Origin of the sequence: Companilactobacillus mindensis DSM 14500 (genome assembly GCF_001434275.1) — a bacterium.
Lineage (GTDB): Bacteria > Bacillota > Bacilli > Lactobacillales > Lactobacillaceae > Companilactobacillus > Companilactobacillus mindensis.
On sequence record NZ_AZEZ01000097.1, the window covers coordinates 1 to 23602 of the forward strand.

At 38.8% G+C, this 23602-nt stretch carries 22 protein-coding genes and 1 tRNA gene; 13 read left to right on the plus strand and 10 right to left on the minus strand.

Annotated elements, in window-relative coordinates:
* The first annotated feature begins 23 nt into the window (after positions 1–23).
* Positions 24–131, plus strand: a complete 108-nt coding sequence (locus FD29_RS09650) for a zinc ribbon domain-containing protein (RefSeq protein WP_420834655.1) — start codon at positions 24–26, stop codon at positions 129–131.
* Positions 132–263: 132 nt separating this feature from the next.
* Here the strand turns inward: FD29_RS09650 and FD29_RS09655 are convergent, their stop codons facing one another.
* The gene (locus FD29_RS09655; RefSeq protein WP_057888728.1) at positions 264–506 is read right to left on the minus strand and encodes a hypothetical protein; all 243 of its coding nucleotides are present in this window, start codon (positions 504–506) and stop codon (positions 264–266) included.
* Between the two features lie 179 nt (positions 507–685).
* On the opposite strand from FD29_RS09655, the gene hrcA reads away from it, so the two are divergent.
* The 6 genes from hrcA (at position 686) to FD29_RS09685 (ending at position 8633) form a co-directional block, all read left to right on the plus strand.
* The gene (gene hrcA, locus FD29_RS09660) at positions 686–1732 is read left to right on the plus strand and encodes a heat-inducible transcriptional repressor HrcA (RefSeq protein ID WP_057888729.1); all 1047 of its coding nucleotides are present in this window, start codon (positions 686–688) and stop codon (positions 1730–1732) included.
* A gap of 16 nt (positions 1733–1748) precedes the next feature.
* Positions 1749–2315, plus strand: a complete 567-nt coding sequence (gene grpE / locus FD29_RS09665; protein WP_057888730.1) for a nucleotide exchange factor GrpE — start codon at positions 1749–1751, stop codon at positions 2313–2315.
* Positions 2316–2357: 42 nt separating this feature from the next.
* The gene (dnaK, locus tag FD29_RS09670) at positions 2358–4217 is read left to right on the plus strand and encodes a molecular chaperone DnaK (protein ID WP_057888731.1); all 1860 of its coding nucleotides are present in this window, start codon (positions 2358–2360) and stop codon (positions 4215–4217) included.
* A 124-nt stretch (positions 4218–4341) separates the two neighbouring features.
* Positions 4342–5481, plus strand: coding sequence for a molecular chaperone DnaJ (dnaJ, locus tag FD29_RS09675; protein ID WP_057888732.1), 1140 nt, complete (start codon positions 4342–4344; stop codon positions 5479–5481).
* Between the two features lie 240 nt (positions 5482–5721).
* Positions 5722–7569 carry a translation elongation factor 4 gene (gene lepA, locus FD29_RS09680; RefSeq protein WP_057888733.1) on the plus strand — a complete coding sequence of 616 codons (1848 nt, stop codon included), beginning with the start codon at positions 5722–5724 and terminating at the stop codon, positions 7567–7569.
* Positions 7570–7751: 182 nt separating this feature from the next.
* Entirely contained in the window at positions 7752–8633 is an 882-nt protein-coding gene (locus FD29_RS09685) for an aldo/keto reductase (protein WP_057888734.1), read from the plus strand.
* A 59-nt stretch (positions 8634–8692) separates the two neighbouring features.
* Here the strand turns inward: FD29_RS09685 and FD29_RS09690 are convergent, their stop codons facing one another.
* Both FD29_RS09690 and FD29_RS09695 read right to left on the minus strand, forming a co-directional pair.
* Positions 8693–10117 carry a PH domain-containing protein gene (locus FD29_RS09690; protein ID WP_057888735.1) on the minus strand — a complete coding sequence of 475 codons (1425 nt, stop codon included), beginning with the start codon at positions 10115–10117 and terminating at the stop codon, positions 8693–8695.
* The gene (locus FD29_RS09695; protein WP_057888736.1) at positions 10107–10592 is read right to left on the minus strand and encodes a PH domain-containing protein; all 486 of its coding nucleotides are present in this window, start codon (positions 10590–10592) and stop codon (positions 10107–10109) included. Before FD29_RS09695 ends, FD29_RS09690 begins: the two co-directional genes overlap by 11 nt.
* A gap of 159 nt (positions 10593–10751) precedes the next feature.
* On the opposite strand from FD29_RS09695, the gene FD29_RS09700 reads away from it, so the two are divergent.
* Positions 10752–12062 (plus strand): dihydrolipoyl dehydrogenase family protein, encoded by a 1311-nt coding sequence (locus tag FD29_RS09700; RefSeq protein WP_057888737.1) that lies wholly within the window; start codon positions 10752–10754, stop codon positions 12060–12062.
* Between the two features lie 97 nt (positions 12063–12159).
* Here the strand turns inward: FD29_RS09700 and galE are convergent, their stop codons facing one another.
* Positions 12160–13152: a UDP-glucose 4-epimerase GalE gene (gene galE, locus FD29_RS09705; RefSeq protein ID WP_057888738.1), complete on the minus strand. Its 993-nt coding sequence runs from the start codon at positions 13150–13152 to the stop codon at positions 12160–12162.
* A gap of 165 nt (positions 13153–13317) precedes the next feature.
* Here galE and FD29_RS09710 point away from each other — a divergent pair, with 165 nt between their 5' ends.
* The 4 genes from FD29_RS09710 (at position 13318) to FD29_RS09725 (ending at position 17075) form a co-directional block, all read left to right on the plus strand.
* Positions 13318–13977, plus strand: a complete 660-nt coding sequence (locus FD29_RS09710; protein ID WP_083477839.1) for a class A sortase — start codon at positions 13318–13320, stop codon at positions 13975–13977.
* Positions 13978–14097: 120 nt separating this feature from the next.
* Complete coding sequence (recJ, locus tag FD29_RS09715; RefSeq protein WP_057888740.1) at positions 14098–16407, plus strand: single-stranded-DNA-specific exonuclease RecJ; 2310 nt, start codon at positions 14098–14100, stop codon at positions 16405–16407.
* A gap of 21 nt (positions 16408–16428) precedes the next feature.
* Positions 16429–16947 carry an adenine phosphoribosyltransferase gene (locus tag FD29_RS09720; RefSeq protein WP_057888741.1) on the plus strand — a complete coding sequence of 173 codons (519 nt, stop codon included), beginning with the start codon at positions 16429–16431 and terminating at the stop codon, positions 16945–16947.
* Between the two features lie 38 nt (positions 16948–16985).
* Positions 16986–17075 (plus strand) — tRNA-Ser (locus FD29_RS09725).
* Between the two features lie 323 nt (positions 17076–17398).
* Here the strand turns inward: FD29_RS09725 and FD29_RS09730 are convergent.
* From FD29_RS09730 to FD29_RS09755, 6 genes are all read right to left on the minus strand, one after another.
* Positions 17399–17623, minus strand: coding sequence for a hypothetical protein (locus FD29_RS09730; protein ID WP_057888742.1), 225 nt, complete (start codon positions 17621–17623; stop codon positions 17399–17401).
* 28 nt (positions 17624–17651) lie between these two features.
* A complete protein-coding gene (locus FD29_RS09735) occupies positions 17652–18416 on the minus strand; it encodes a tyrosine-type recombinase/integrase (RefSeq protein ID WP_057888743.1) in 765 nt (254 codons plus the stop codon).
* Positions 18417–18484: 68 nt separating this feature from the next.
* The gene (locus FD29_RS09740) at positions 18485–19162 is read right to left on the minus strand and encodes a hypothetical protein (protein WP_057888744.1); all 678 of its coding nucleotides are present in this window, start codon (positions 19160–19162) and stop codon (positions 18485–18487) included.
* A gap of 127 nt (positions 19163–19289) precedes the next feature.
* On the minus strand, positions 19290–20921 hold the full coding sequence (locus tag FD29_RS09745) for an Nramp family divalent metal transporter (RefSeq protein WP_057888745.1): 1632 nt from the start codon (positions 20919–20921) through the stop codon (positions 19290–19292).
* Positions 20922–21334: 413 nt separating this feature from the next.
* Positions 21335–21583, minus strand: a complete 249-nt coding sequence (locus FD29_RS09750) for a hypothetical protein (protein ID WP_057888746.1) — start codon at positions 21581–21583, stop codon at positions 21335–21337.
* A 268-nt stretch (positions 21584–21851) separates the two neighbouring features.
* Positions 21852–22637: an ion channel gene (locus FD29_RS09755; RefSeq protein WP_057888747.1), complete on the minus strand. Its 786-nt coding sequence runs from the start codon at positions 22635–22637 to the stop codon at positions 21852–21854.
* Positions 22638–22761: 124 nt separating this feature from the next.
* On the opposite strand from FD29_RS09755, the gene FD29_RS09760 reads away from it, so the two are divergent.
* Positions 22762–23544 carry a TraX family protein gene (locus FD29_RS09760; protein ID WP_057888748.1) on the plus strand — a complete coding sequence of 261 codons (783 nt, stop codon included), beginning with the start codon at positions 22762–22764 and terminating at the stop codon, positions 23542–23544.
* Positions 23545–23602: the final 58 nt, after the last annotated feature.

Here is a 23602-nt window from a genome sequence, read left to right on the forward strand (position 1 = left end):
ATATCTTGAGCGGTGCTAACAAATTGACTCTAGCTGACAGAAAATGGACTTGTCCAATTTGTCATAAATATCACCTTAGAGATCATAATGCGGCTATTAATATCCTGAATAAAGGATTGACAAAACAATAGAAATATAAAGACCGTTTGGCAACTTGCGGACTAAAAAGGCATTGGTAATTAGCGTGTAAGACATAGCATCTTCGGATGGTACGCAGTGCTGTATCTATGTAAATTGTGACTAATAAGCAGTAAGTTTGTTTATTACTTACAAGCCGTGGACTTTAGTCCATGGTAGTTGACAATAGTTACTAGAGCAGGAACCAAAGCTGTATCGTTGTAGCCTCTGTTAGGGACGATAACTAAGTCGCCGACTTGAACGTCAAAGCCAGCACTGATGTAAGCATAAGTTTTGCCAGCAGTTAAGGCTAATAGATTAGAAGCATTGAGCAATTCTTGATAATCTTGAGTGTGCAAAAACTTTACACCAATTATTTGATTTTTCATAATTTGCCTCGTGGTTTATTAATATTGCTTAAATTTTAGCATAATATATCCGATTAGGAAATTTCCCAGAAATAATTCGATAAATTGAGCGTGCATACTTGACACTATAAGGATAGATTGTTATATTTTACATTGTTAGCACTCAGGTATGAATAGTGCTAAAAAGGAGGACGGTATAAATGCTATCACAACGTCAAGATGCAATCTTGAAAGAAGTCGTGCGCATATTTACAGATACCGGCCAGCCGGTTGGTTCGAAGACCTTGATGAACGAATTACCATTTCGTGTAAGTTCTGCGACGATCAGAAATGAAATGGCGATGCTTGAAGAAGTGGGCTACCTCGAGAAAACTCACTTGTCTTCAGGTAGAATTCCTTCAGCAATGGGATATCGTTACTATCTTGATCATCTGGTACAACCAACTAGTGTGCCACAAGATATTGCCCAGAGAATTGACAAAGATTTCGGTAAAACATATCACCAGATCGATGATATTATTGAGCAATCAGCCAAGATTTTATCACACTTAACAAGTTACACAGCAATCACATTAGGACCAGAGAGCGGCTCGATCCTGTTAACTGGATTTCGAATCGTTCCCTTGAATCCACATCAACTAATGGCGATCATCGTCACAAGCGATAATAATGTTGAAAATAATATTTATACTATCGACGATGATTTTGATACTTCTTTGATTGAAAAAATCGTAAATATCGTTAATGATAAATTAGTCGGCAAGCCTTTGTCAAAGGTTATTCAGATGCTTCACAGCGATGTGCCTGAGATTCTTTCCGAGTACATGTATTCGACTGATGGATTGTTGGATATGATGGATCAGCTTTTCAAAAAGGCCGGTTCAGAGAAGTATTATGTTGATGGGCAATTGAATCTTTTAAATTATGCTAATAATGAAGATCTATCACAAGTTCAATCGCTGTTTTCAATTATGAATCAGAGTACTGATTTACGGAAATTATTAGATCCAAGTATTTCCGACAATGGCATTCGAGTAAGACTCGGAAGCGAATTGGGTAGTGATGCCTTGAAGAATTACAGTATTATCACGGCTAATTACGATGTCGGTCACCACGGCAAGGGTGTTATTGCTTTGCTTGGTCCTACGTCGATGCACTACTCACAATTGATCGGTTTGCTTGGAGAGTTCCGTAGCGAGTTGGCTAAGAGATTGATCGATTATTATTCAAGGTATGATGATTCTTGAAATTTAGGAGGAAGTAATGGCGGATAAAGAAAAAGATCAAGATTTGAAAGCTACTGAAAAAGCAGCTCCAAAGACTGATAAAAAAGCTGACAAATCAGCTAAAGATGACAATGCTGGTAAGGATCCCAAAGATCAAGAAATCAAAGATCTTAAAGCCAAAAATTCTGACTTGTCGGATGACTTATTAAGATGCCAAGCAGAAATTCAAAATATGAATAAACGTCATAAGAAGGAAGTTGCTGGAATCCTGAAATATGACGGTCAAAAATTGGCAACTGAGATTTTACCAGTTATTGATAATTTGGAACGTGCTTTGAGTGTTGAAGCTGACGACGATGCTTCAAAACAACTTAAAAAAGGTATCGAAATGGTTCACGAGCATATGCAAAAGGCTTTGGAAAACAACCATGTCGTTGCTATTGCGGATGAAGGCAAGAAGTTCGATCCTGCAACAAGTCAAGCCGTTCAAACTGTTCCAGCAGATGATGATCATCCAAAGGACACTGTGGTTCAAGTTCTTCAAAAAGGCTACAAACTAGAAGATCGAGTTCTACGTCCCGCAATGGTTGTCGTTGCACAATAAAAATAAATAATATAAATAAAAATTTAAAAGAGGTTTAGGTTTATGTCAAAAGTTATTGGTATTGATTTAGGTACTACAAACTCTGCTGTAGCCGTTCTAGAAGGTGGCTCTCCAAAGATTATTACTAACCCAGAAGGTGCCAGAACAACTCCTTCAGTTGTTGCTTTCAAAGATGGTGAAATTCAAGTCGGTGAAGTTGCAAAGCGTCAAGCAATCACTAACTCTGATACAGTTTCATCAATCAAGCGTCACATGGGTGAAGCAGGTTACAAGGTTCACGTAGCTGGCAAGGATTACACACCACAAGAAATTTCAGCATTTATTTTACAACACATCAAGAAGTTCTCAGAAGACTACTTAGGTGAAAAAGTTACTGATGCTGTTATCACAGTACCTGCTTACTTCAATGACTCACAAAGACAAGCTACTAAAGATGCCGGTAAGATTGCTGGTTTAAACGTTCAACGTATCGTCAACGAACCAACAGCTTCAGCACTTGCTTATGGTCTAGATAACGACAAGGGTGATGAAAAGATCCTTGTTTATGACCTTGGTGGTGGTACATTCGATGTTTCCGTACTTCAATTAGGTGACGGTGTCTTCGAAGTTCTATCAACAAATGGTGATACACGTCTTGGTGGTGATGACTTTGACCAAAAGATCATCGACTGGCTAGTTGCTCAATTCAAGGCTAAGAATGACGTTGATTTGAGTCAAGACAAGATGGCTTTGCAACGTCTAAAGGATGCTGCTGAAAAAGCTAAGAAAGACTTGTCAGGTGTTGCTCAAACATCAATCAGTCTTCCATTTATTTCATCAGGTGCTAATGGCCCACTTCACTTGGAAGAAACATTGACACGTGCTAAGTTCGACGAATTGACAGCTGACCTTGTTGAGAGAACAAAGATCCCTGTTGACAACGCTTTGAAGGATGCAAATCTTACAAACGCTGATATCGACAAAGTTATCCTAAATGGTGGTTCAACACGTATCCCTGCTGTTCAAGATGCTGTTGCTAAGTGGACTGGCAAAGCTCCAGATCACTCAATCAACCCTGACGAAGCCGTTGCTCTTGGTGCTGCTATCCAAGGTGGTGTTATTTCTGGTGATGTTAAGGACGTTGTTTTACTTGATGTTACACCTCTATCACTTGGTATCGAAACAATGGGTGGTGTCTTCACTAAGTTGATCGACAGAAACACAACTATCCCAACAAGTAAGTCACAAGTCTTCTCAACTGCTGCTGATAACCAAAGCGCCGTTGATATCCACGTTCTCCAAGGTGAACGTCCAATGGCTGCTGACAATAAGACTTTAGGTCGTTTCCAATTGACAGATATTCCTGCTGCACCTCGTGGCGTACCTCAAATCCAAGTTACTTTCGATATTGATAAGAACGGTATCGTTAACGTATCTGCCAAGGATATGGGTACTAACAAGGAACAAAAGATTACTATCAAGAGTTCATCAGGCTTGAGCGATGAAGAAATCGACAAGATGATGAAGGAAGCTAAAGAACACGAAGAGGAAGATAACAAACGTAAGGAAGAAGTCGATGTTAAAAACGACGTTGAACAAACATTGTTCGCAACAGACAAGACTCTAAAAGACGTTAAAGGCAAAGTTTCTGACGATGAGATCAAGAAAGCCCAAGATGCTCGTGACGCTTTGAAGAAAGCTCAAGACTCAGGTGATCTTGAAGATATGAAGAAGAAACGTGACGATTTGAACAAGATTGTTCAAGACCTTTCAGTTAAACTCTATCAACAAGCTCAACAAGCACAACAAGCTGCTGGTGGTAAAGATGCCGGTACAGGTTCAACTGATGACAAGAAGAAGTCAGACGACAACACCGTTGATGGCGACTTTTCTGAAGTAGATCCTGATAAAGATAAGAAATAATAATTGTGATAAAGAGCAGTGTTTTATTACTAAACCTTGTTTATGGTATAGTAAAAACAATAACTGCTCTTTTGAGCGTTAAAAAGGAATAAGATGCAATGTCTTATTACATAAAGGTGATTTAATGGCAGATAAAAATCCATATGACGTACTTGGCGTTGATAAGAACGCTTCTGACGACGATATAAGAAAGGCTTTCCGGAAACTTTCTAAAAAGTATCATCCTGACTTGAACAAAGCCCCTGATGCTGAAGCAAAATTTAAGGAAGTAAACGCAGCCTACGAAATATTAAAAGATCCGCAAAAACGTGCACAATATGATCAATATGGTTCTGCCGGTATGAATGGTGGCCAAGGTGGCTTTGGTGGATTCGGAGGCGGAGCTGGTTCAGATCAGTTCGGCGGTTTCGAAGACATTTTCAGTCAATTCTTTGGTGGCGGCGGTGCCGCTCGTCAAAATCCTAACGCCCCAAGACAAGGTTCCAATCTTCAATATCGAATGGATCTAACGTTCGAAGAAGGAGTTTTTGGTAAGAAGACCAATATTTCTTACAATCGTGAAGAGGAGTGTGCTACTTGTGATGGTTCCGGTGCTAAGCCTGGAACTCATCCGGAAACATGTTCTAAGTGTCACGGTTCAGGCTATGTTGAAGTCGATCGCCAAACTCCACTCGGCCGTATGCGTACACGTGTTGTCTGTGACGTCTGCAATGGTACTGGTAAGGAAATCAAAGAAAAGTGCAACATTTGCCACGGTACAGGTAAGGTAAATGAAAAGCACGAACTTAAAGTTACTGTTCCCGCAGGTGTTGAAGATGGCCAACAAATGCGTCTCGATGGTCAAGGTGAAGCCGGAACTAACGGTGGACCTTACGGTGATTTGTACATCGTCTTTCACGTTGCTCCAAGCAAAGAGTTCAGACGTGACGGATCAACTATTTATGCATCAGTAAATATCAGTTTCCCACAAGCAACATTGGGTGACGATATCAAGGTCAACACAGTTCACGGTCCAGTTAAATTGAATATCCCAAGTGGTACTCAAACTGGTACGACATTCAGACTTCGTGGCAAAGGTGCTCCAGTTTTGAATAGCAAGAGTATCGGTGATGAGAAGGTAACAGTCAACATCGTCACACCACGTAAGTTGTCAGGTGAACAACGTAGTGCTTTGAAGAAGTTTGCGGAAGCAGGCGGAGACAAGATCAAGGAAAAAGATAATAACTTTTTCAACAAGATGAAAGATGCCTTTAAAGGCGAATAATTAAAAAAGTCGAAATTCTCCTAGAGGATTCCGACTTTTTTAATGGGTACAAACCAATGGCTTAGAAGTATTACTATCTAGAACATGAGTGTACAATAGTGTAAAATAGATTGAATGAGAAAATAGGTCCTTGAATAATTAATTGTTTAGAAAATATCGGCATGGATCATAGTTTAAAATTGATCAGGTGCCTAAACTAACATAAAAAGACCAAAAATTTCTGATAGAAGGGAATAATTTATGGATTTAGATCTCGATAAGTTAAAAGAAAGACAAAAAAGAATTCGTAATTTTTCTATCGTAGCGCACATCGATCATGGTAAATCAACGATTGCTGATCGAATTTTGGAAAGAACCAAAACAGTATCCAAACGTGAAATGAAAGCCCAGATTCTCGATGACATGGATTTGGAACGTGAACGTGGAATTACTATCAAGCTAAACGCGGTAGAACTTGAATATGAAGCTAAGGATGGAAAAACTTACATCTTCCATTTGATCGACACCCCAGGACACGTGGACTTCTCCTATGAAGTTTCACGTTCTTTAGCGGCCTGTGAAGGAGCTTTGTTAGTCGTTGATGCGGCTCAAGGCGTTGAAGCACAAACTTTAGCTAATGCTTACTTAGCTATCGACAATGATTTGGAAATTGTTCCAGTTATCAATAAGATTGATCTACCTTCCGCTGAACCTGATAAGGTCAAAGAAGAGATTGAAGAGATGATCGGGATCGACGCGGAATCTTCAATAATGATGAGTGCCAAAACTGGCGTCGGCGTTGATGAACTTTTGGAACGGATCGTCTCTGATGTACCTGCTCCAGAAGGGGACCTCGACAAACCACTCAAAGCTTTGATCTTTGATTCTGTCTATGACAGTTATCGGGGCGTTGTCTTGGACGTACGTGTCCGTGAAGGCGTTGTGAAGGTCGGAGACACGATTGAATTGATGAGTAATAAGAAGACCTTTGAAGTTACTGAAGTTGGTGTGATGTCTCCTAAAGCCGTTACACGTGATTACTTGATGGCTGGGGATGTAGGTTATATCACAGCTTCCATTAAGACCGTTAAGGATACGCAAGTTGGTGATACAGTTACTTTGGCCGACAATCCAACTGACTCGCCTTTGACTGGCTATCGTAAGAGTACACCGATGGTTTATGCCGGACTTTATCCAGTCGACAACGCCAAGTACGAAGACTTGCATGAAGCTTTGGACAAATTGCAACTAAACGATGCTGCTTTGGAATATGAACCTGAAACTTCTCAAGCTCTAGGCTTTGGTTTCCGGGTCGGTTTCTTAGGATTATTACATATGGATGTTGTTCAAGAGCGATTGGAACGTGACTTTGATCTCGACTTGATCACGACTTCACCATCAGTTGACTACCATGTTACAAAGACCGACGGCGAAGAGATCATCGTCGATAACCCAGCTGAATTGCCGGATGCGGCTGATATCAAAGAGATTCGTGAACCATTCGTTAGAGCAGAGATCATGGTGCCAGAGGATTATGTTGGACCAGTTATGGAACTTTGCCAAAGAAAACGTGGTGAATTCGTCACGATGGATTACTTGGATAAGTATCGGGTCAACGTGATCTACAAGTTGCCATTGCTAGAAATCATCTTTGATTTCTTCGATGACTTGAAGTCTAACACTAAGGGTTATGCTTCACTCGATTACGATGTTGATGAGTATGAACCAAGTGAATTGGTTAAGATGGATATCTTGTTGAACGGTGAACCAGTCGATGCGTTGAGCTTTATCGTCCACAAGGATTTTGCTCAAAAACGTGGTCGTGATATCGTTGCCCGCTTGAAGGAAGTAATCCCTCGTCAGATGTTTGAAATTCCAATTCAAGCTGCTATCGGTAACAAGATCGTTGCCCGGGCCAATGTGAAAGCTTATCGTAAGGATGTTACTGCCAAGCTTTATGGTGGTGACAGAACTCGTCGTGATAAGCTGTTGAACAAGCAAAAAGCTGGTAAGAAACGGATGAAGGAAGTCGGTAAGGTTTCAGTTCCACAAGAAGCCTTCATGTCCGTACTTGACCTCAACCGTGGTAAAGATGACAGCGACAAATAGGTTTCATATCCTAATTGTCGATAATTGCGACAATGCTTGTTATAAATCTATTTGAATCGATTTTAAATAAACGTTTGTAGCAAATGTTTGTATCAAAAAACAAATTGAATTAAGTTAATCCATGTAAAAAGTAATTATATTTTTACATGGATTTTTTTTACGCAAGGAGTGTTTGTTTAATAATGGATGAAACTGAAAAAATCAATGCTACTAAAGCAGGTACTTACGAATTTGACAAGGATTTTGTCGTTAACCGTCTAGGATATGGAACGATGCAGTTGACTGGACCTGGCGTCTGGGGTCCTTATAAAGATCCTGACCAAGCCGTCAGCGTTATCAAGAAGGCCTTTGACCTTGGGGTCAATTTCATTGATACAGCTGACTCATATGGTCCTTGGAACGCCGATAATTATTTAGCCAGAGCTTTGAAGGAATATCCGGATTCTGATAAGATCTTTATTTCTGATAAAGTCGGTCAAGTCCGTACTGGTCCTGAAGGTTGGGTCCCAGTTGGTGCACCAGCCTTTTTGCGCCAAGAAGTTGAATTGTCGTTACGTAAATTCCACCGTGACCATGAAGACCTCTTGTTCTTACATCGAATCGATACGAAATATCCAATGGAAGACCAAGTTGGTGAACTAAAGAAACTGCAAGATGAAGGTAAGATCAAGCACATCGGTATTAGTCAAGTAACGCTCGAGCAGTTAAAGGCTGCTCAAAAGGTTGCCAAGATCGATGCGGTTGAAAATATGTACAACGTTGGTCATCACAAAGGCGACGATGCGATTGTCGATTACTGTAAAGCACAAGGAATTGCATTCTTGCCATGGTTCCCACTCAATACTGGTAATTTAGCAAAGCCAGATAGTCCATTGAGTGGCATCGCCCAAAAGTATTCAGTCACACCAGCTCAAATCGCTTTGGCTTGGTTGTTGAAGCGTTCTGACAATATCTTGCCAATTCCCGGTACCAGTTCGATCGAACACTTGCAAGACAATCTCAGCGCTGGCAATGTTCAATTGAGTGACGAAGACTTCAAACAACTTTCTGATTTGGAAAAATAAATATTGCAAAAAAGTCTTAATCTCTGATAAAACTCAGAGATTGAGACTTTTTTTTGATTCTATTCTTTATACCAATCAAGTACGTGGTTTATCTCGTCGATTGCGATATAGTTCACTTTTATTTTGTGCTGCGTATTGCCAGATCGAAGATAGATCGTCACACCAGCTAGATGTCTTTTCTTTAGCCAGATGCTAGTTTTCTTTTCAATGAATTGAATTTTATTTTTAGGAACGTAAGTTAAGCTTTTAGTCATAAAGTGATTATTTTGGACGATCAAAAAGTCTTTTTCAATTTTTGCTTGCGCACGTTGACTAGTTAAGATGGCCGGAATATACCAGAAAATCAATTCGACGACTATTAAGATTGCCCATAGCCAAATAAAATTATGCAACAACCAGATAGTTAAAGCAGCAGTTACTAAAAAGAAAATCGTGGCATTGCGGAGATTATAGTAAAACGTCCAAAAGAGCGGGTGGGGATCAATTTTTATGATGGGAATATCCGAAAAGAATTTCTGCATGAACTTATCTATTTTGGAAACTTTGATGACTGGCATGATAACGATGTTCTTTTCAGTGTCGCCTTGACTGGAGTTGGAAATGATCACTAACTGAATCGTGGCAATCTGTAACCAGTTTCGTAGTAAAGTTTGTTTAATGATAACAGCTTGGATTCTTTTGCGGGAGAGACTAGTTTTTTTAGCTTGAAAAAGTCCTCGAGTCATCTCAAAGTTGTTGGCAGTTTCAGTCACTTGAAAATGATAATATTGTGAAATTAGAACTAATACTGAAGCTAGATAAAAGAGCAATAAAACAATGACGACTAAAACAATGGCAATTAGTAAGCCTAAGTGTGAGAACTCGTTTGCAGCAGTTCGATAGATCTGTTCGTTAATAACGTGTTGAAGCTTGCCATAGATTGCCAAAACGACCAAAAGACCACTGAGAAAGGCGGACGACGTGAAGGAGAATTTTAACAACTCATTCCAAGTGATAGCATAGCTATTCGTTGACTCATTTGGCGTGGCGTCAATGTTAACTGAAGTAGGCGATTTGCGCAGTTGATCAATTTCTTGTTTGAGAGTATTGGGAACGGCTTGTAGTTGGACTTCAGCCTTGTTTGAATGTCCAGCAGTCTCAATTTCAAGTTCAGTCAAATTGAATGGTTTCAAAAAGAACCATTGATTAGTGGTGATATTTTGGATCCGGTCGTAAGGAATGTGATTTATTTTCTTCTCGAACAAACCGGATTTGATGATAATTTCACTAGCAGTGATTTGGTAAGTGAACGTTATATATTTCAAAAAGGTCATTAACAAAATGATTACAGCCACGGCAAAGACCATTATCAACCAAACGGTGTTTTTTTTAGTATTGGCTATTCCGACGATCGTAATGATTATGGGAAAGATAGCATTTTTAAAAGCACTGTAAAAGAAAAAAATTAACGCGATGGGATGCAAGTGTTGAGTTTTAGAGGTCATTTTGAGCCTCCTGCGCAAGTTTCATGATCAATTCTTTTAAAACATCAGCTTGTGAGGACAGTAAACCGTCGATTTTACTAGAACCGGCAGCCGTAACGATCTCGACCTTTTGTAAATTTTTTAAACGCAAGAATGGACCTTGTTTCAAAGTGACGTTTTGAACCCGCGCGATAGGAATAATCGTCTGTTTACGAAAGAAGAAGCCATGATGCAGTTCAACATGACGCTCGTCAATGAGGTAAGTCCAGAAATTCCAATGATAATTAACTAACGCCAATTCAATCAATAGAGTAATTATAGAAATTATTAAGAGAACAATAAAACTCCATGTCAGTGGCTGTTTCATTCCAATTGGCGCTAAGAGTTGCCAAATAAAAATTCCCACGGTCACTAATAACAAAAAAGTAAAATCAAGATAGGCATTCAAACGCCAAATAAATTTTATTTCCCGCGGCAGTTTCTCAATTTGATTCATAATTTTCCCCCAGACGATACGTCTTTTAAATAATCTTATCAGATGATGATTGTTCAATGCAAAGCTACTCAGTAAGTGAGCATCAAAACATTATTATTTCCCAAAGAACTCTATAATGTAGGTATTGATAACTTTTAAGGGATAATTGGAGGCATTTAAATGGAGAAATTTGATACGATCATTATCGGTGCGGGCCCTGCTGGGTTAGCTGCGGCCTATAATTTAAAAGCTAACGGCCAAAAGGTAGCCGTGGTAGAAAATAATCTCTGGGGCGGCACTTGTCCTAACCGGGGCTGTGATCCTAAAAAGGTCTTGTTGAGTGGCGTTGAAGCTAGAGATCGGATGATCCAATTACAAGACAAAGGTTTTGAGCAGGTTCCCTACGTCAATTGGAAACAACTTGAAGCTTTCAAGGAAACCTTTACCGATCCAGTCTCTGCCGACAGTCGTCAAGGAATCGTCAAAGCGGGAATAACTGCTATCGACGGTCAACCTAAGTTTATTGCTGAAGGTACGATCAAAGTTAACGGTCAGACAGAATATCAAGCTGATAAATTCATTATTGCAACTGGCCAACGTCCTAGTTATTTGAATATTCCGGGTAAAGAGCATCTATTGTCGAGTACCGATTTCTTATCACTGAAGAAAATGCCAGAAGATATTACGATCATCGGTGCCGGTTATATCGCCTTTGAATTGGCTACGATTGCTAATGCCACTGGCAGTAGGGTCCACATAATCCACCACAACGATCGACCATTGAAGAAATTCAACCAAGCTTATGCAATGGAGTTAGTCAAACAACTAGAAAATAAGGGCGTTGATTTCAATTTCAATGTCGACACTCAAGCAATTGAGCAGCAAACAAATGGTCAATATGCAATCAAAGCCACTGATTTTGAATTGGTAACTGATTTAGTTATTGGCGCAACTGGTAGAATTCCCAACGCTGATTTCTTGGATTTGGAAAAAGCTAAGGTCGCATATTCACGTCACGGTATTGAAGTTAACAGTAAGTTGCAAACGACGAATAAAAATATTTATGCGATTGGAGATGTCGTAGCGACTAAGCAGCCTAAATTGACGCCGGTCGGAGGTTTTGAAGCTAATTATGTCAGTGACATTTTAACTGGCAAAACGACTGAAGATTTGAAATTGCCACTGATCCCAACGGTCGTCTATGGCAGTCCCAAATTGGCCAAAGTTGGAATTCAAGACAGTGACAATGTGGTTGATCAAGATGTTACGAGTTGGTTTACGTACAGTCACACGAATGAACCCAAGGCTAAAGTTAGAATTGTTTTAAATGATAAAAAACAAATTATCGGTGCAACATTATTGAGCAACGAAGCTGATAGTTTGATCAATCTTTTGACGATGGCTATCAAGCAAAAAATGACGCATGCGGACGTGGTCAAGGAGATCATGGCTTATCCAACCGCTGCTTCTGATTTGGAATATTTGATTTAACGTAAAATAACCTCTGATCCAGTATTTCGAATCAGAGGTTATTTTTAGCATATAGTTATGTCACGAATCAGCTTCATTAACGTAATCTTGTTAAAAGTTAATCTTCTTCGTAACCATTTAAGTGTTTTGACTTGAAGTTCCAAGCGTCACTGATAACTTTTTGAACGTCATCGTATTTTGGTTGCCACTTCAAAACAGTTCTGGCTTTAGTAGAGTCAGCAATCAAAGTACTTGGGTCGCCAGGACGACGTGGACCGACTTTAGCAGGGATCTCTTTGCCAGTAGCTTTTCTAGTAGCTTCGAGAATCTGCTTGTTGGAGAAACCATTGGAAGAACCGAGATTGAAGACGTCACTGTCATTGCCGCTGCGAAGATATTCCATGGCTAAACGGTGAGCTTCAGCTAAATCTTCAACGTGGACGTAATCACGAACGTTAGTACCATCTGGAGTGTCATAGTCGTCGCCAAAAATTGTCAATTCGTCTCTTTGACCAGCAGCTACTTGTAAGACGACTGGAATCAAGTGAGTTTCAGGGTTGTGATCTTCACCGATCGAACCGTCTGGCTTAGCACCACCGACATTGAAGTAACGTAAAGCTACGAACTTAATGCCATAAGCGACATCGCACCAGTGCATGATCTTTTCCATGGCCAGTTTGCTTTCACCATAAGGGTTAGTGGGGACAGTTGGATCAGTTTCCTTAATAGGAATTTGCTTAGGCTCGCCATAGGTTGCTGCTGTTGACGAGAAGACGATGTGTTTGACGTCAAAGTTGTGCATGACTTGAAGAAGTGAGATCATTCCAGCTGTGTTGTTGTCGAAGTACTTCAAAGGATCCTTCATTGATTCAGGAACGATCGAGAAGGCTGCGAAGTGAATCACGTCGGTGATATTTTCATTTTGGAATAGTTTGATCAGAAACTCTTTATCACGCACGTCGCCTTGGTAAAACTTGGCATTAGAATTAATTGCTTGTACGTGACCAGTTGATAAATTGTCTGCTACAATGACGTCGTATCCGAGCTCACACAAATGATCGACAGTGTGTGAACCGATATATCCGGCACCACCTAAAACAAGAATGCTCATAAAATTACCTCCAGATTCATTTATAAGTTCATTATAACTTATTTAACGGGTTTTAAATGTTTTTAAATTTTTGGAAAATTTGCTCAAACAGTGAACTTAACTTTTTAACCTATATGGTTTAATATAAAGTTTATATTGCAAATTCATTGGGACGGAATGAGAAAAATGAAGAAATTCTTTTCAATTTTTGGAACTATCCTCTTACTGTTGATCGCATTGGCGTTGATTTTTAATCAACCGATCAAAGAGTATGCGGTAAAACGAATCTCTGAACGAAACTTAACTACTTTGACTGCTAAAAAGGTCAAGGAGAATCAGAAGAAGAGTGGACAATTTGATTTTAATAAAGTAAAGCCCATTTCTGCTTCACAGGTTGCCAAAGCATCAGTCAACAATGATGCGGCCGTAATTGGTAAAATGGCAGTCCCTTCAGTCAATCTAAAGCTTCCTATCGTTGTTGGTCTCAGTGACAATGCTTTGTCAACTGGTGGCGGAACGATGAAAGAAAATGAAAAAATGGGTAAGTCGAATTACGCTTTAGCCGGTCATTATATGACTAATAAAGGAGCGCTCTTTTCACCATTAGAGAATGCTCAAATCGGCAACTTAGCTTATATTACCGATATGCATCGAGTTTATACATACAAGATCTACTTTAAAAAAATCGTCCCACCAACAGCAGTCTACCTGCTGGATGATGTCAAAGGACAGAGCATTTTGACTTTGATAACTTGTGCCGATGGTGGAACGAACCGTTGGGCTCTCCAAGGTTCATTGGTCAGCAATCAGCCAGCCAATAAAGGTACTTTAGCAGTCTTTTCTTAATGGTTCCTTAAAAAGTTTTGGGAATGTCGAAGGATCAAATTAAATTGTAAATGACATTACAGGGCTTTTTTTTTCTGTTTAAAAATTGATATAATTAACTAATTGTTAGTAGGTGATGGATTGACTTTAATAAACTGGGAAAAGCGTAAAAATCCCACAAAACAAGAAATAGCAACATTTGCTAAAGAGAATAATTTAGATGAGATCGTTTCAGAATTGCTCTTGGAACGTGACATAACTGATCCAGCTGAAATCGCCAGTTTCTTGGATTCAAGCGTTGATGGCTTGCAAGATCCATTTGAATTGCACGATATGGATAAAGCTTTGGAACTGATCGACCAAGCCATCGAATCGGAAAGTAAGATCGCCATTTATGGAGACTACGATGCCGACGGCGTAACGAGTACTTCGATCATGAAATTAACGTTGCAAAAACTCGGTGCTAAGCCGATTTTTTACGTACCAGATCGTTTCAAAGATGGCTACGGTCCAAATTTGGAACGCTATAAATTCTTAGCCGACCAAGGAATCGATTTATTGATCACAGTCGACAATGGAGTCAGCGGCAAAGATCAAATCAAATATTTAAAAGATCGTGGCGTCAAAGTTATTGTCACAGATCACCATGATTTACCAGACGAATTGCCAGAAGCCGATGCGATCGTGCACCCTTCGATCCCTGGAGCTGAATACAGCTGTCCATATTTATCCGGTGCAGGCGTGGCTTTTAAAATTGCTGACGCACTGTTAGGGGACGAAGCCTTAGAATTGATCGACATTGCCGCAATCGGTACTGTGGCCGATTCTGTGGCCTTAAAAGGCGAGAATAGAGTCATCGTTGCTGAAGGACTCAGACAGATGAAAAAGAATCACCACGTCGGTTTGGAAGCTCTGATCAAGAAGTGCAAGTTGAAGGTCAACGATATTACTGAAGAAGATATTGGCTTCAAATTGGCTCCTAGGATCAATGCTTTGGGCAGACTAGAGAATGCTTCTTCAGGCGTTGAATTGTTGACGACCGGTGATGCGTCTTTTGCTAAAGAGATCGTTGATGAAACTGAAGATATCAATTCTCGTCGTCAAGAGTTAGTTAGTTCTGCTTTTGCCGATGCCCAAGACCAGATAAAAGCTCAAGCAGATCACGGCATAATCGTCTTGAAAGGTAACGGCTGGCATCAAGGAATCTTAGGTATCGTAGCTAGTAAGACGATGGACCAAGTGAACAAACCAGTTTTGGCAACACAATTCGATGAGAATAGTGGCGTGATGAAAGGGTCTGGCCGCAGTCCAGAAGGCTTCAACTTGTTTACCGCCATGAACAAACACCGTGACTTGTTCACTGCCTTCGGTGGTCATGCTCAGGCTTGCGGTTTTTCGATCGAAGAATCACAATTGGACGAGCTGACAGAATTATTGCAACAGGAACCAAAAGAGCAAGGTTTCGATCCGAATGCCCCCGTTATTAAAGATTACGATTTGGATCTGGATATCTCTCAACTCAATTTTGACTTGATCAAGAAGATCAATCAATTAGCACCATTTGGAATGGGTAATCCTAAACCAATCATTAAATTCACTAACGTTACTTTGGATCAGTCGCGTTCGATCGGTAAAGATGCTACCCATCTGAAGACTTTAATCTCAGATGGAACTTACCAAGTGGCAGCGATTGGTTTTGGGATGTTTGCTCAAGCTCAGACAGTCGGTCAAAATATTTGTGATGTCTATGGTAAAATTGGTATCAATGAGTGGGCTGGTCGTAAGAGTCTCCAACTGATGCTGGATGATTTTCAAATGTCGCCACAAGCTAAAAAAATCGCTGCTTTAAAGAAAGTCTATTTGGATTATCGCAACAAACGACTTTCGATCGATATCTTGAACCACTTTGACAATATTGTCTTTTTCAATGATACGTATTATGAAGCAGCCAAACGTTCCAATGTTAAAGCTAAGTTGATCCGATACGATGAAGAGTGCAATGGCAACAATATTTTGATCTATGATCGACCACACAGCTTGGAATTGTTCGAAAATTTCATCAAAAAAAATAAAACTAATTACACAGCGCTTTATTTCCACACTGATTTAGATAGTCGTTATCTAAAACCCGATATGGCAAAGATGAAAACGCTTTTGAAATATTTATATTCTCACCAAAATGTTCAAGCTGATGAGATGGAATTAGTCGCTAAATACTTAAATTTGCAAAAAAATGACGTTGATTTTTATTTAAAAGTGTTTTTTGAGTTAAATTTTGTTAAAATAGTAAATGCTTTTGTTGAAAAAGCTGATGCTTCACAACAACGTGAATTGATAGAGTCTCCGACTTACTTGAAGAGATTACAACGCAATGATGTTGAAAAAATATTAATTGAATCCAACTTTGACGATCTCTTATCTTGGATGAGTGATTATGATTGCCATTGTTAGGTTGAATGGGGAATTTTAAAAATGGATATTGATTTTAAGAAATATGTTGCTAATGTTCAAGATTTTCCAGAACCTGGTGTATTATTTCGAGATATATCACCATTAATGGCTGATGGCAAAGCATATGCTGCAGCAACCGATAAGGTTGTTGAATATGCCAAGAGCCGTGGTGCAGAAATGATTGCAGGACCGGAAGCCCGTGGATTCATCGTGGGTTGTCCAGTTGCTTACAAGATGGGTATTGGTTTTGCACCTGCCCGCAAAAAGGGTAAGCTACCTAGAGAAACCGTTTCAGTTTCTTATGATCTTGAATATGGTCAAGCTTCATTGTATATGCAAAAAGATGCAATCAAGCCTGGTCAAAAAGTTCTAGTCGTTGATGATTTGATGGCAACTGGTGGTACACTGGCTGCTACGATCAAGTTGATCGAAAGATTAGGCGGTATCGTAGTCGGTACAGCTTTCTTGATCGAATTGAAAGATTTACACGGTCGTGACAAAATAAAAGGGTATGATATGTTTACTCTTATGCAATATTAATTTAAAATAGGTCTGTAAGGTATACAGGCCTTATCTATGGAGAGTTGGCAGAGTGGTAATGCATCGGACTCGAAATCCGACGAACCTGTTTTATAGCAGGCGCGCAGGTTCAAATCCTGTACTCTCCTTTTCAAGCATATTTTAGAACACTTTCGAATGTTCTATTTTTTTGTCTTAAATTAGTCAAACCATTGATAATAAAGGGTTCAGTGAAGTATCTCAAACGAAAAAAATAAATACCATTTTCTAATTTATTCTAACAACCGTTATTGAGTTGCCCCAAAGTTGCCCCATTTGCCCCAATTTACCACCTTTTGGGGCAAACACTGTTATATCAACGTTTATTTGGATAATTCATTTAAAGCAATTAAAGTCTTATCTTGCTGTTCTGCTTGCTGTTCTTTTAATAAATGCTCATATGCACGCATTGTGATAGCCGTATTCTTGTGTCCTAAGAGTTTGGAAGAACACCCTTGGATAGAAGATAAGAGGCTAGGGTATGACGTAAGCCGCGTGTAGCTATCTGTTCTTTGCGTGGAATACCAATTTCATCTTGAATTAAGGTAAGGGTTTTAATACATCCAGTATCACTTGGTATTTTATGATCGGCTGATTTGAATACTGTATTTTCTGGGTCACGATATTTATTTGCCAGTTGCCATTTCGATTGTTCCATTTTTAGTTGTTTCAATATAGTGGAGAGTTCAGGCAATAGGGGAACAGTTCTGACAGAACTTGGAGTTTTTGTTCTTGGAACGATTTTTTTTAGTATCTTGATAATCATAAATGTTTTTAAAGTGTATTTCATTTTTAGCGAAATCGATATTATTCCAGGTAAGCCCCCCAATTTCTTCAAAACGCAATCCTGAATAGGCACCAGTTAAAACCATGTAATAGGTTATTGTTGAGAATGATTTATTTTTGTCAGCATAATCAATAAGCTTTTTGAAATTATCCACAGTTAGAAACTTAACAGCACGTTTACGACTCGGTGCACCTTTAATAGTTACTTTACGAGTGAAGTCTGAATATATTATTTGGTCATCAATTGCATCTTGAACGCACGAACGAATAATAGAGTTAGTCTTTTTGCATGTTACAGTTGATCGCGTTGCTTGATATTTATTCATGAAGGATTGATAACTCATTTTTGTTATATCCGTAAGTTTTGTATTAGGGAAGTAGTTATCTATTACTTTAGCAATGTTGTTGAATCTGTTCATCGACGAATAACCGACATTAGGTTTCTTGTACACTTCCACCCAAGTTTTGTAGTAATCATTGATAGTTACATCCTTTTGATCGAGATTGGAACCGTGTCTCATTTTATTTTCCATTTCTTCAGCAGCATGTTTAGCCTCAGTTTTGGTTGAAAAACCACTCTGGTTATATCGCTGGTACTGACCATTATCGTCTCTAAAATTGATTCTGTATCTATACGTTTTACCGTGTTTTTCTATTGTTGCCATTATAAAGACCTCCTTAAATTTGGCAAAAATAAATAAGCCTGCTTTGAGACTTAGTTTATTTTCGATGATTATTGGTTAGTTATATTCATGAATTCCCTTAACGATTTTCCATTATCACTAATCATTTCTTGTTCAGTGTTGTGCTGCTCTAATACAGTTCTTCCATAGTTAATAGTTAAATTACGTAAGGCATTTGAATCAGCTGTATCATCACTATCGAAACTAGAGGAGCCGAGATCACTCTTTAAAGTTTTATAAGAGTAAGATGATAAACTGCGTAATGAATTACTATTGCTATGTTTTGAAACGTAATCGTTTAGATATTTCGCATTAGATTTGGCACTTTCAGTTTCGGAATGATTGTTACTTCCAATAGCATGGTTAATTTGCTTAATCTTTTTGGCCCCAATATTTAATCTATGACGTTGAAACCCATTGATTGTTATGCCTGTTTCGGATTCTGTATAGTATCTTGGACCCAGCACGCGTGTATACCCATAAGTCAAAGCAACACTTAAAATTGAAACAAGAATTAAAGTGATTGGCAATTTAAAAGATTTGCGGAATGAGCCTATAAGCAACCATACAATCAATACTGGGAAGGCAAAAACAAAAAAAGTTATCGTATATGTTATTAAATTTCCGAGTGGTTCATTGTTCAAAAAGAATGTTAGTACAGTGAAAACTAATGGAAAAACTAGTGATATACATAACCACTTCCAGTGCTCTTTAAAATATTCCTTCATATTTTCCCCCATAAATATATATTTACGGAGTTAAGTATATCAGAAGAAATATGCAGTTGTTTTATAAAAATAGACAATACTCGTTCGGGATGCTCGAAAGAGTACTGTCTATTTTGTTGTTTAAATTTTATGCTTCTTCTTTTTCAGCTTCAGCAGTTACTTTAGCTAAAGCATCAACAGCCGAAGCCTCATTTTCTTTAGCAAGGTGTTCTTTGAGACGTTCATTGCCTCTGTGCATATCGATAACAGTCCAAGTCAACAAGGCGATGACAATTAAGATCAAGGTATAAGAAATGCCATTAGCAATTAATAGTTGCGTCTTGGAAGGATTGTTGCCAAAGAAGCCACTGATTTGGTCTGGCAGACCGTAAAGATTTAAGAAGGTCAAAGCTATTACGGAGATCCAGCCAAAGATTTTGACCCAGAGCGAATTCTTGAAACGATTACCCATTTCGGTAGCACTGTCAGTGATCAATAACAGTGGCAACATGGAGAATGGTAAAGCAAAGGCCAAGAAGACTTGAGAATTATTCATTAAGTCGTTTAGAGCCGTGTGTTCTGCTAAAGCGCTCTTGCCACTAGTCAATAGAACACAGATCAAAACGGGGATGACTGACAATAAACGGGTAACTAGTCTGCGTAACCAGAGAGGCATCTTCATGTGGACGAAACCTTCCATGATCACTTGACCAGTCAATGTACCGGTGATAGTCGAATTTTGACCTGAAGCTAGTAGGGCAACGGCAAACAAGGTTGAAAGAATACCGGATTTAGCAACTTTGATCAAGATGCCATTGCTGAGCGTTGAAGTGTCTGAGAGGGCATCGAATAATCCAAAGAAAGAAGGATCCTTGACGGCGCCACTCTTAAAGACAGCCACACCCATGATCAACAACAAAGCGTTGACGAAGAAGGCGGCGGTCAGTTGAATATTGGAATCCCAAGCTGAAAAACGAACGTTTTGAGCAACTGAATCTTCATCAGCATGGTCGACTTTTCTAGTTTGAGAAATTGCTGAATGTAAGTAGAGATTGTGGGGCATAACTGTGGCACCAATAATACCTAAGGCACCAGTCAAGGGAGTTTGACCACCGATTGCAGGACCAGTAGCAAAGGTCTTAGAAGTAGGGATCAAACCGGCAATAGCACCGCCCCAATTAGGGTTAGAGAGTGCTACTTGATAAACGAAAACAAATAAGATAACTAAAATCAAGCAGACAACGATAGCCTCGATTTTTCTGAAACCGATCTTGGTCAATAACAAAAGTACCAATACATCACCGACTGTGATAAAGACGGCGATAATTAGTGGAATGTGAAAGAGCAAATACAAAGCAATCGCAGCACCGATAACTTCGGCAATATCGGTAGCCATGATGGCAAATTCCGTTAGGATCCACAAGACGATACCTAAAGGTTTACTCGTCCGCGCACGGATGGCTTGAGCCAGATCCATCTTACTCACAATGCCTAGTTTAGCGGCCATATATTGCAATAACATGGCAATTAAACTAGACATTAGAATAACTGACATTAAGAGATATTGAAAATTTTGACCACCAGTAATTGAAGTCGACCAATTACCAGGATCCATATACCCAACAGCTACTAACGCTCCTGGACCAGAGTAGGCGAATAAAGTTTTAAAGAAACCTTTATCCTTAGGGACATCTACTGTGCCATTGATTTCTTCCAATGAAGGACCGTTGGCGTATTCGATCAATTTGTGCTTTTTGGAAACAACATTTTCATCACGCATGATCGTTGATTCTCCTTTATACTGGTATATTTCAGTCAGAATTTAACGCTGAGATTAACAATATAATCAAGCGCTCTTAACTATATTGCAAGCGCATTATAGTGCTCTAGGAGATGATATTACAAAAATTATAATCCGATAATGACGCAATGTATTTTAAAGAGAAAAATATTAATCAAATTACTTTTTCCAACTCAATTCGTGATTGTACAAGTAATGTGAACGCCCCAAATAGTTGCCGTCACAAAAAACTATTGTTGCTAAACCTTCATGATATTGGGTCGCTGAAATTTTTTGATTTTTTTCGGCTAATTGAAGTGAGAATATTTGAGCGTGATAAATGATTTCTTGGCGAAGTTCTTCACTGAGTGTTTGGAATTTGGGTGTGACGTAGACTTCAAGTTGATCGTTTTTTAAATAGTTGATGTTGGTAACGTATTTGAACCAATGGTAGTTACATTTGGGAGCAGTTTTATCGTGTGCGGATATTCTCGTAGATCGAATAATCTTTGATTAATAGTTGAATTGAGATCTTTCAGTTTGGCGTAAGAACTCTTATGCGTAGGTGAATCCGTATTGGCCAAAACCGAGATCGGTTGGAATAAACCAGTACTTGTCAAGATAGAGAATCCGAGAAAGGTCTTTAACAGTAATTTTTTCATTAATAAGCTCCTAATAAGTTGTTCTTAGTATATCTAAAGAGCTCTCAGAGATTCCATTCAAGTTTGATATAGCATGGCATTGAATAAATGTTGTTTCGATATAAGTAAATTAGGCATAAAAAAAACACCACAGGGCAGCGGTGTTTTTTCGTTAGAAGGGTGGTTTCTTGGTGAATAAATCTAACGAATTATTGCATATTCGGATTTTCTTCTAACAAATTTTATTATATTATATTAAAAATAAAAATGTATAAAAATATTGAATAAATTAATGATCTTTTGAATCGTTGGGGTTTTCGAGTTCCTTTTTAGCCTTCAAATCGATTAAATCCTTACGGAGCTTGCGATTTTCCTTTTCAAGCTTATCGAGTTTCAATAAGATCTTGTCCAATTTGTCTTCGCTTTTGACGGTACTCTCGTGAGTTACATAATTGGTGATAGTACTGGTCAATGTTCCGATAAAGCCAATGCCGACGATCATCAGAGAAATTGCGGCTGCTCGCCCGACTAGCGTTTTGGGAGCGACATCGCCATATCCGACGGTTGAAGCGGTGACAATGGCCCACCAAAAGGAATTGCTCAATGAAACACCTTCAGCGAGTGAATAAGTTATCGCAGCAGTAACCAAAACGATACCACAAATAATGATTAAATAGATGAAACCATTGATCTTGAGAAATTTTTTAGCATTTTTTTGTAGTTTGCCGGCAGTCCCAATGAAACGAATCAGTGTAAAAACTTTGGCAAAACGGATCACGTTGACGACTCGAAAGATTCGGAAAATATTAAAGACGGTGCTGAAGGGAAGGATTGCCAAAAGATCGACAATATTATGACGAAAAAATTGCCCTTTGTTTTTGGCTAAGTAGAGTCTGCCAAAGTAGTCGAAGGCAAAAATAAATAAGGTGATAAAGTCGATCTCGATATAAGGCGTCTTGGTAACGTCAAATCCGGGGATATAACTCAAAACTAAAACGACCATTGAGGCCAATCCAGCTAAAACAATGACTAGATAATAACTGTTTGAATGTATAAATTTATGGAATTTTTTCATTTTATCGATCCTATTGAAAGAGTCTTACTAATTTGTAATATAGCACTAACAGTTACGTTAGGTTTATTTACAGGCAAATTATTTTCTTGGATAATGTAAATTATCAATTAAAGGGAGTACAAAAATGCAACAATTCACGCCTAATAGTTCATCAAAGGCGATGAATCGCGAAGTTTTCAAAGTTATTTTAATGGGGTTAATGGTCTTGGACCATTTGGAGTATTTTATTTCACCATATTTGGCTGACGTTTTTCACATTTTGACTCGAGTAGTGGCGGTTGGTTTTGGATATCTGGTGGTTGAGGGACTTTACTATACTCACAGTCGCAAGGATTATTTATTGCGACTAGGCGGTTTCGGCGGACTGATGATGCTCGGCAATATATTAATGAATCTATTTGTTTTACGAAAACAATACGCTATGTCACTTATCGGCGACAACATCTTCTTGACCTTAACATTGGGAGCTCTGATCATTTGCTTATGGGATAATCACCAAACTGATCTTAAAAGAAAACGATTCTTTAAAGTTCTTTCCATTATATTATTAGTACTGGGGTGTTTACCGATTTTAGAAGGTAGTTTTGTCGTGATACCGGTAATGTTCATTACGCAATTAACGCATCAAAATGTAAAAAAGCGCAATCTCTGGTATTTAGGCTTAATGATTTTATATATTGTCGTTGAATTACCAATGGCTCTGAGCGCTCCTACCAGCAATAATTGGCTAGGAATATTTGACAGCGTGGCTATGAACGCCAGTGATATCTTTTTTATTTTCTTAGTTCCGATGCTACATTTTTACAATGGAAAATTGGGCCGTTACAGTACTCAAATGAAATATGTTTTTTATTTGTTTTATCCCTTGCATCTGTGGATCATTCACTTGATTGCAAACTTCATGTAGCGTTAAACAACCTAAGATTAGTTCTAAGTAAAGATTAAACTCTTTACTTAGAACTTTT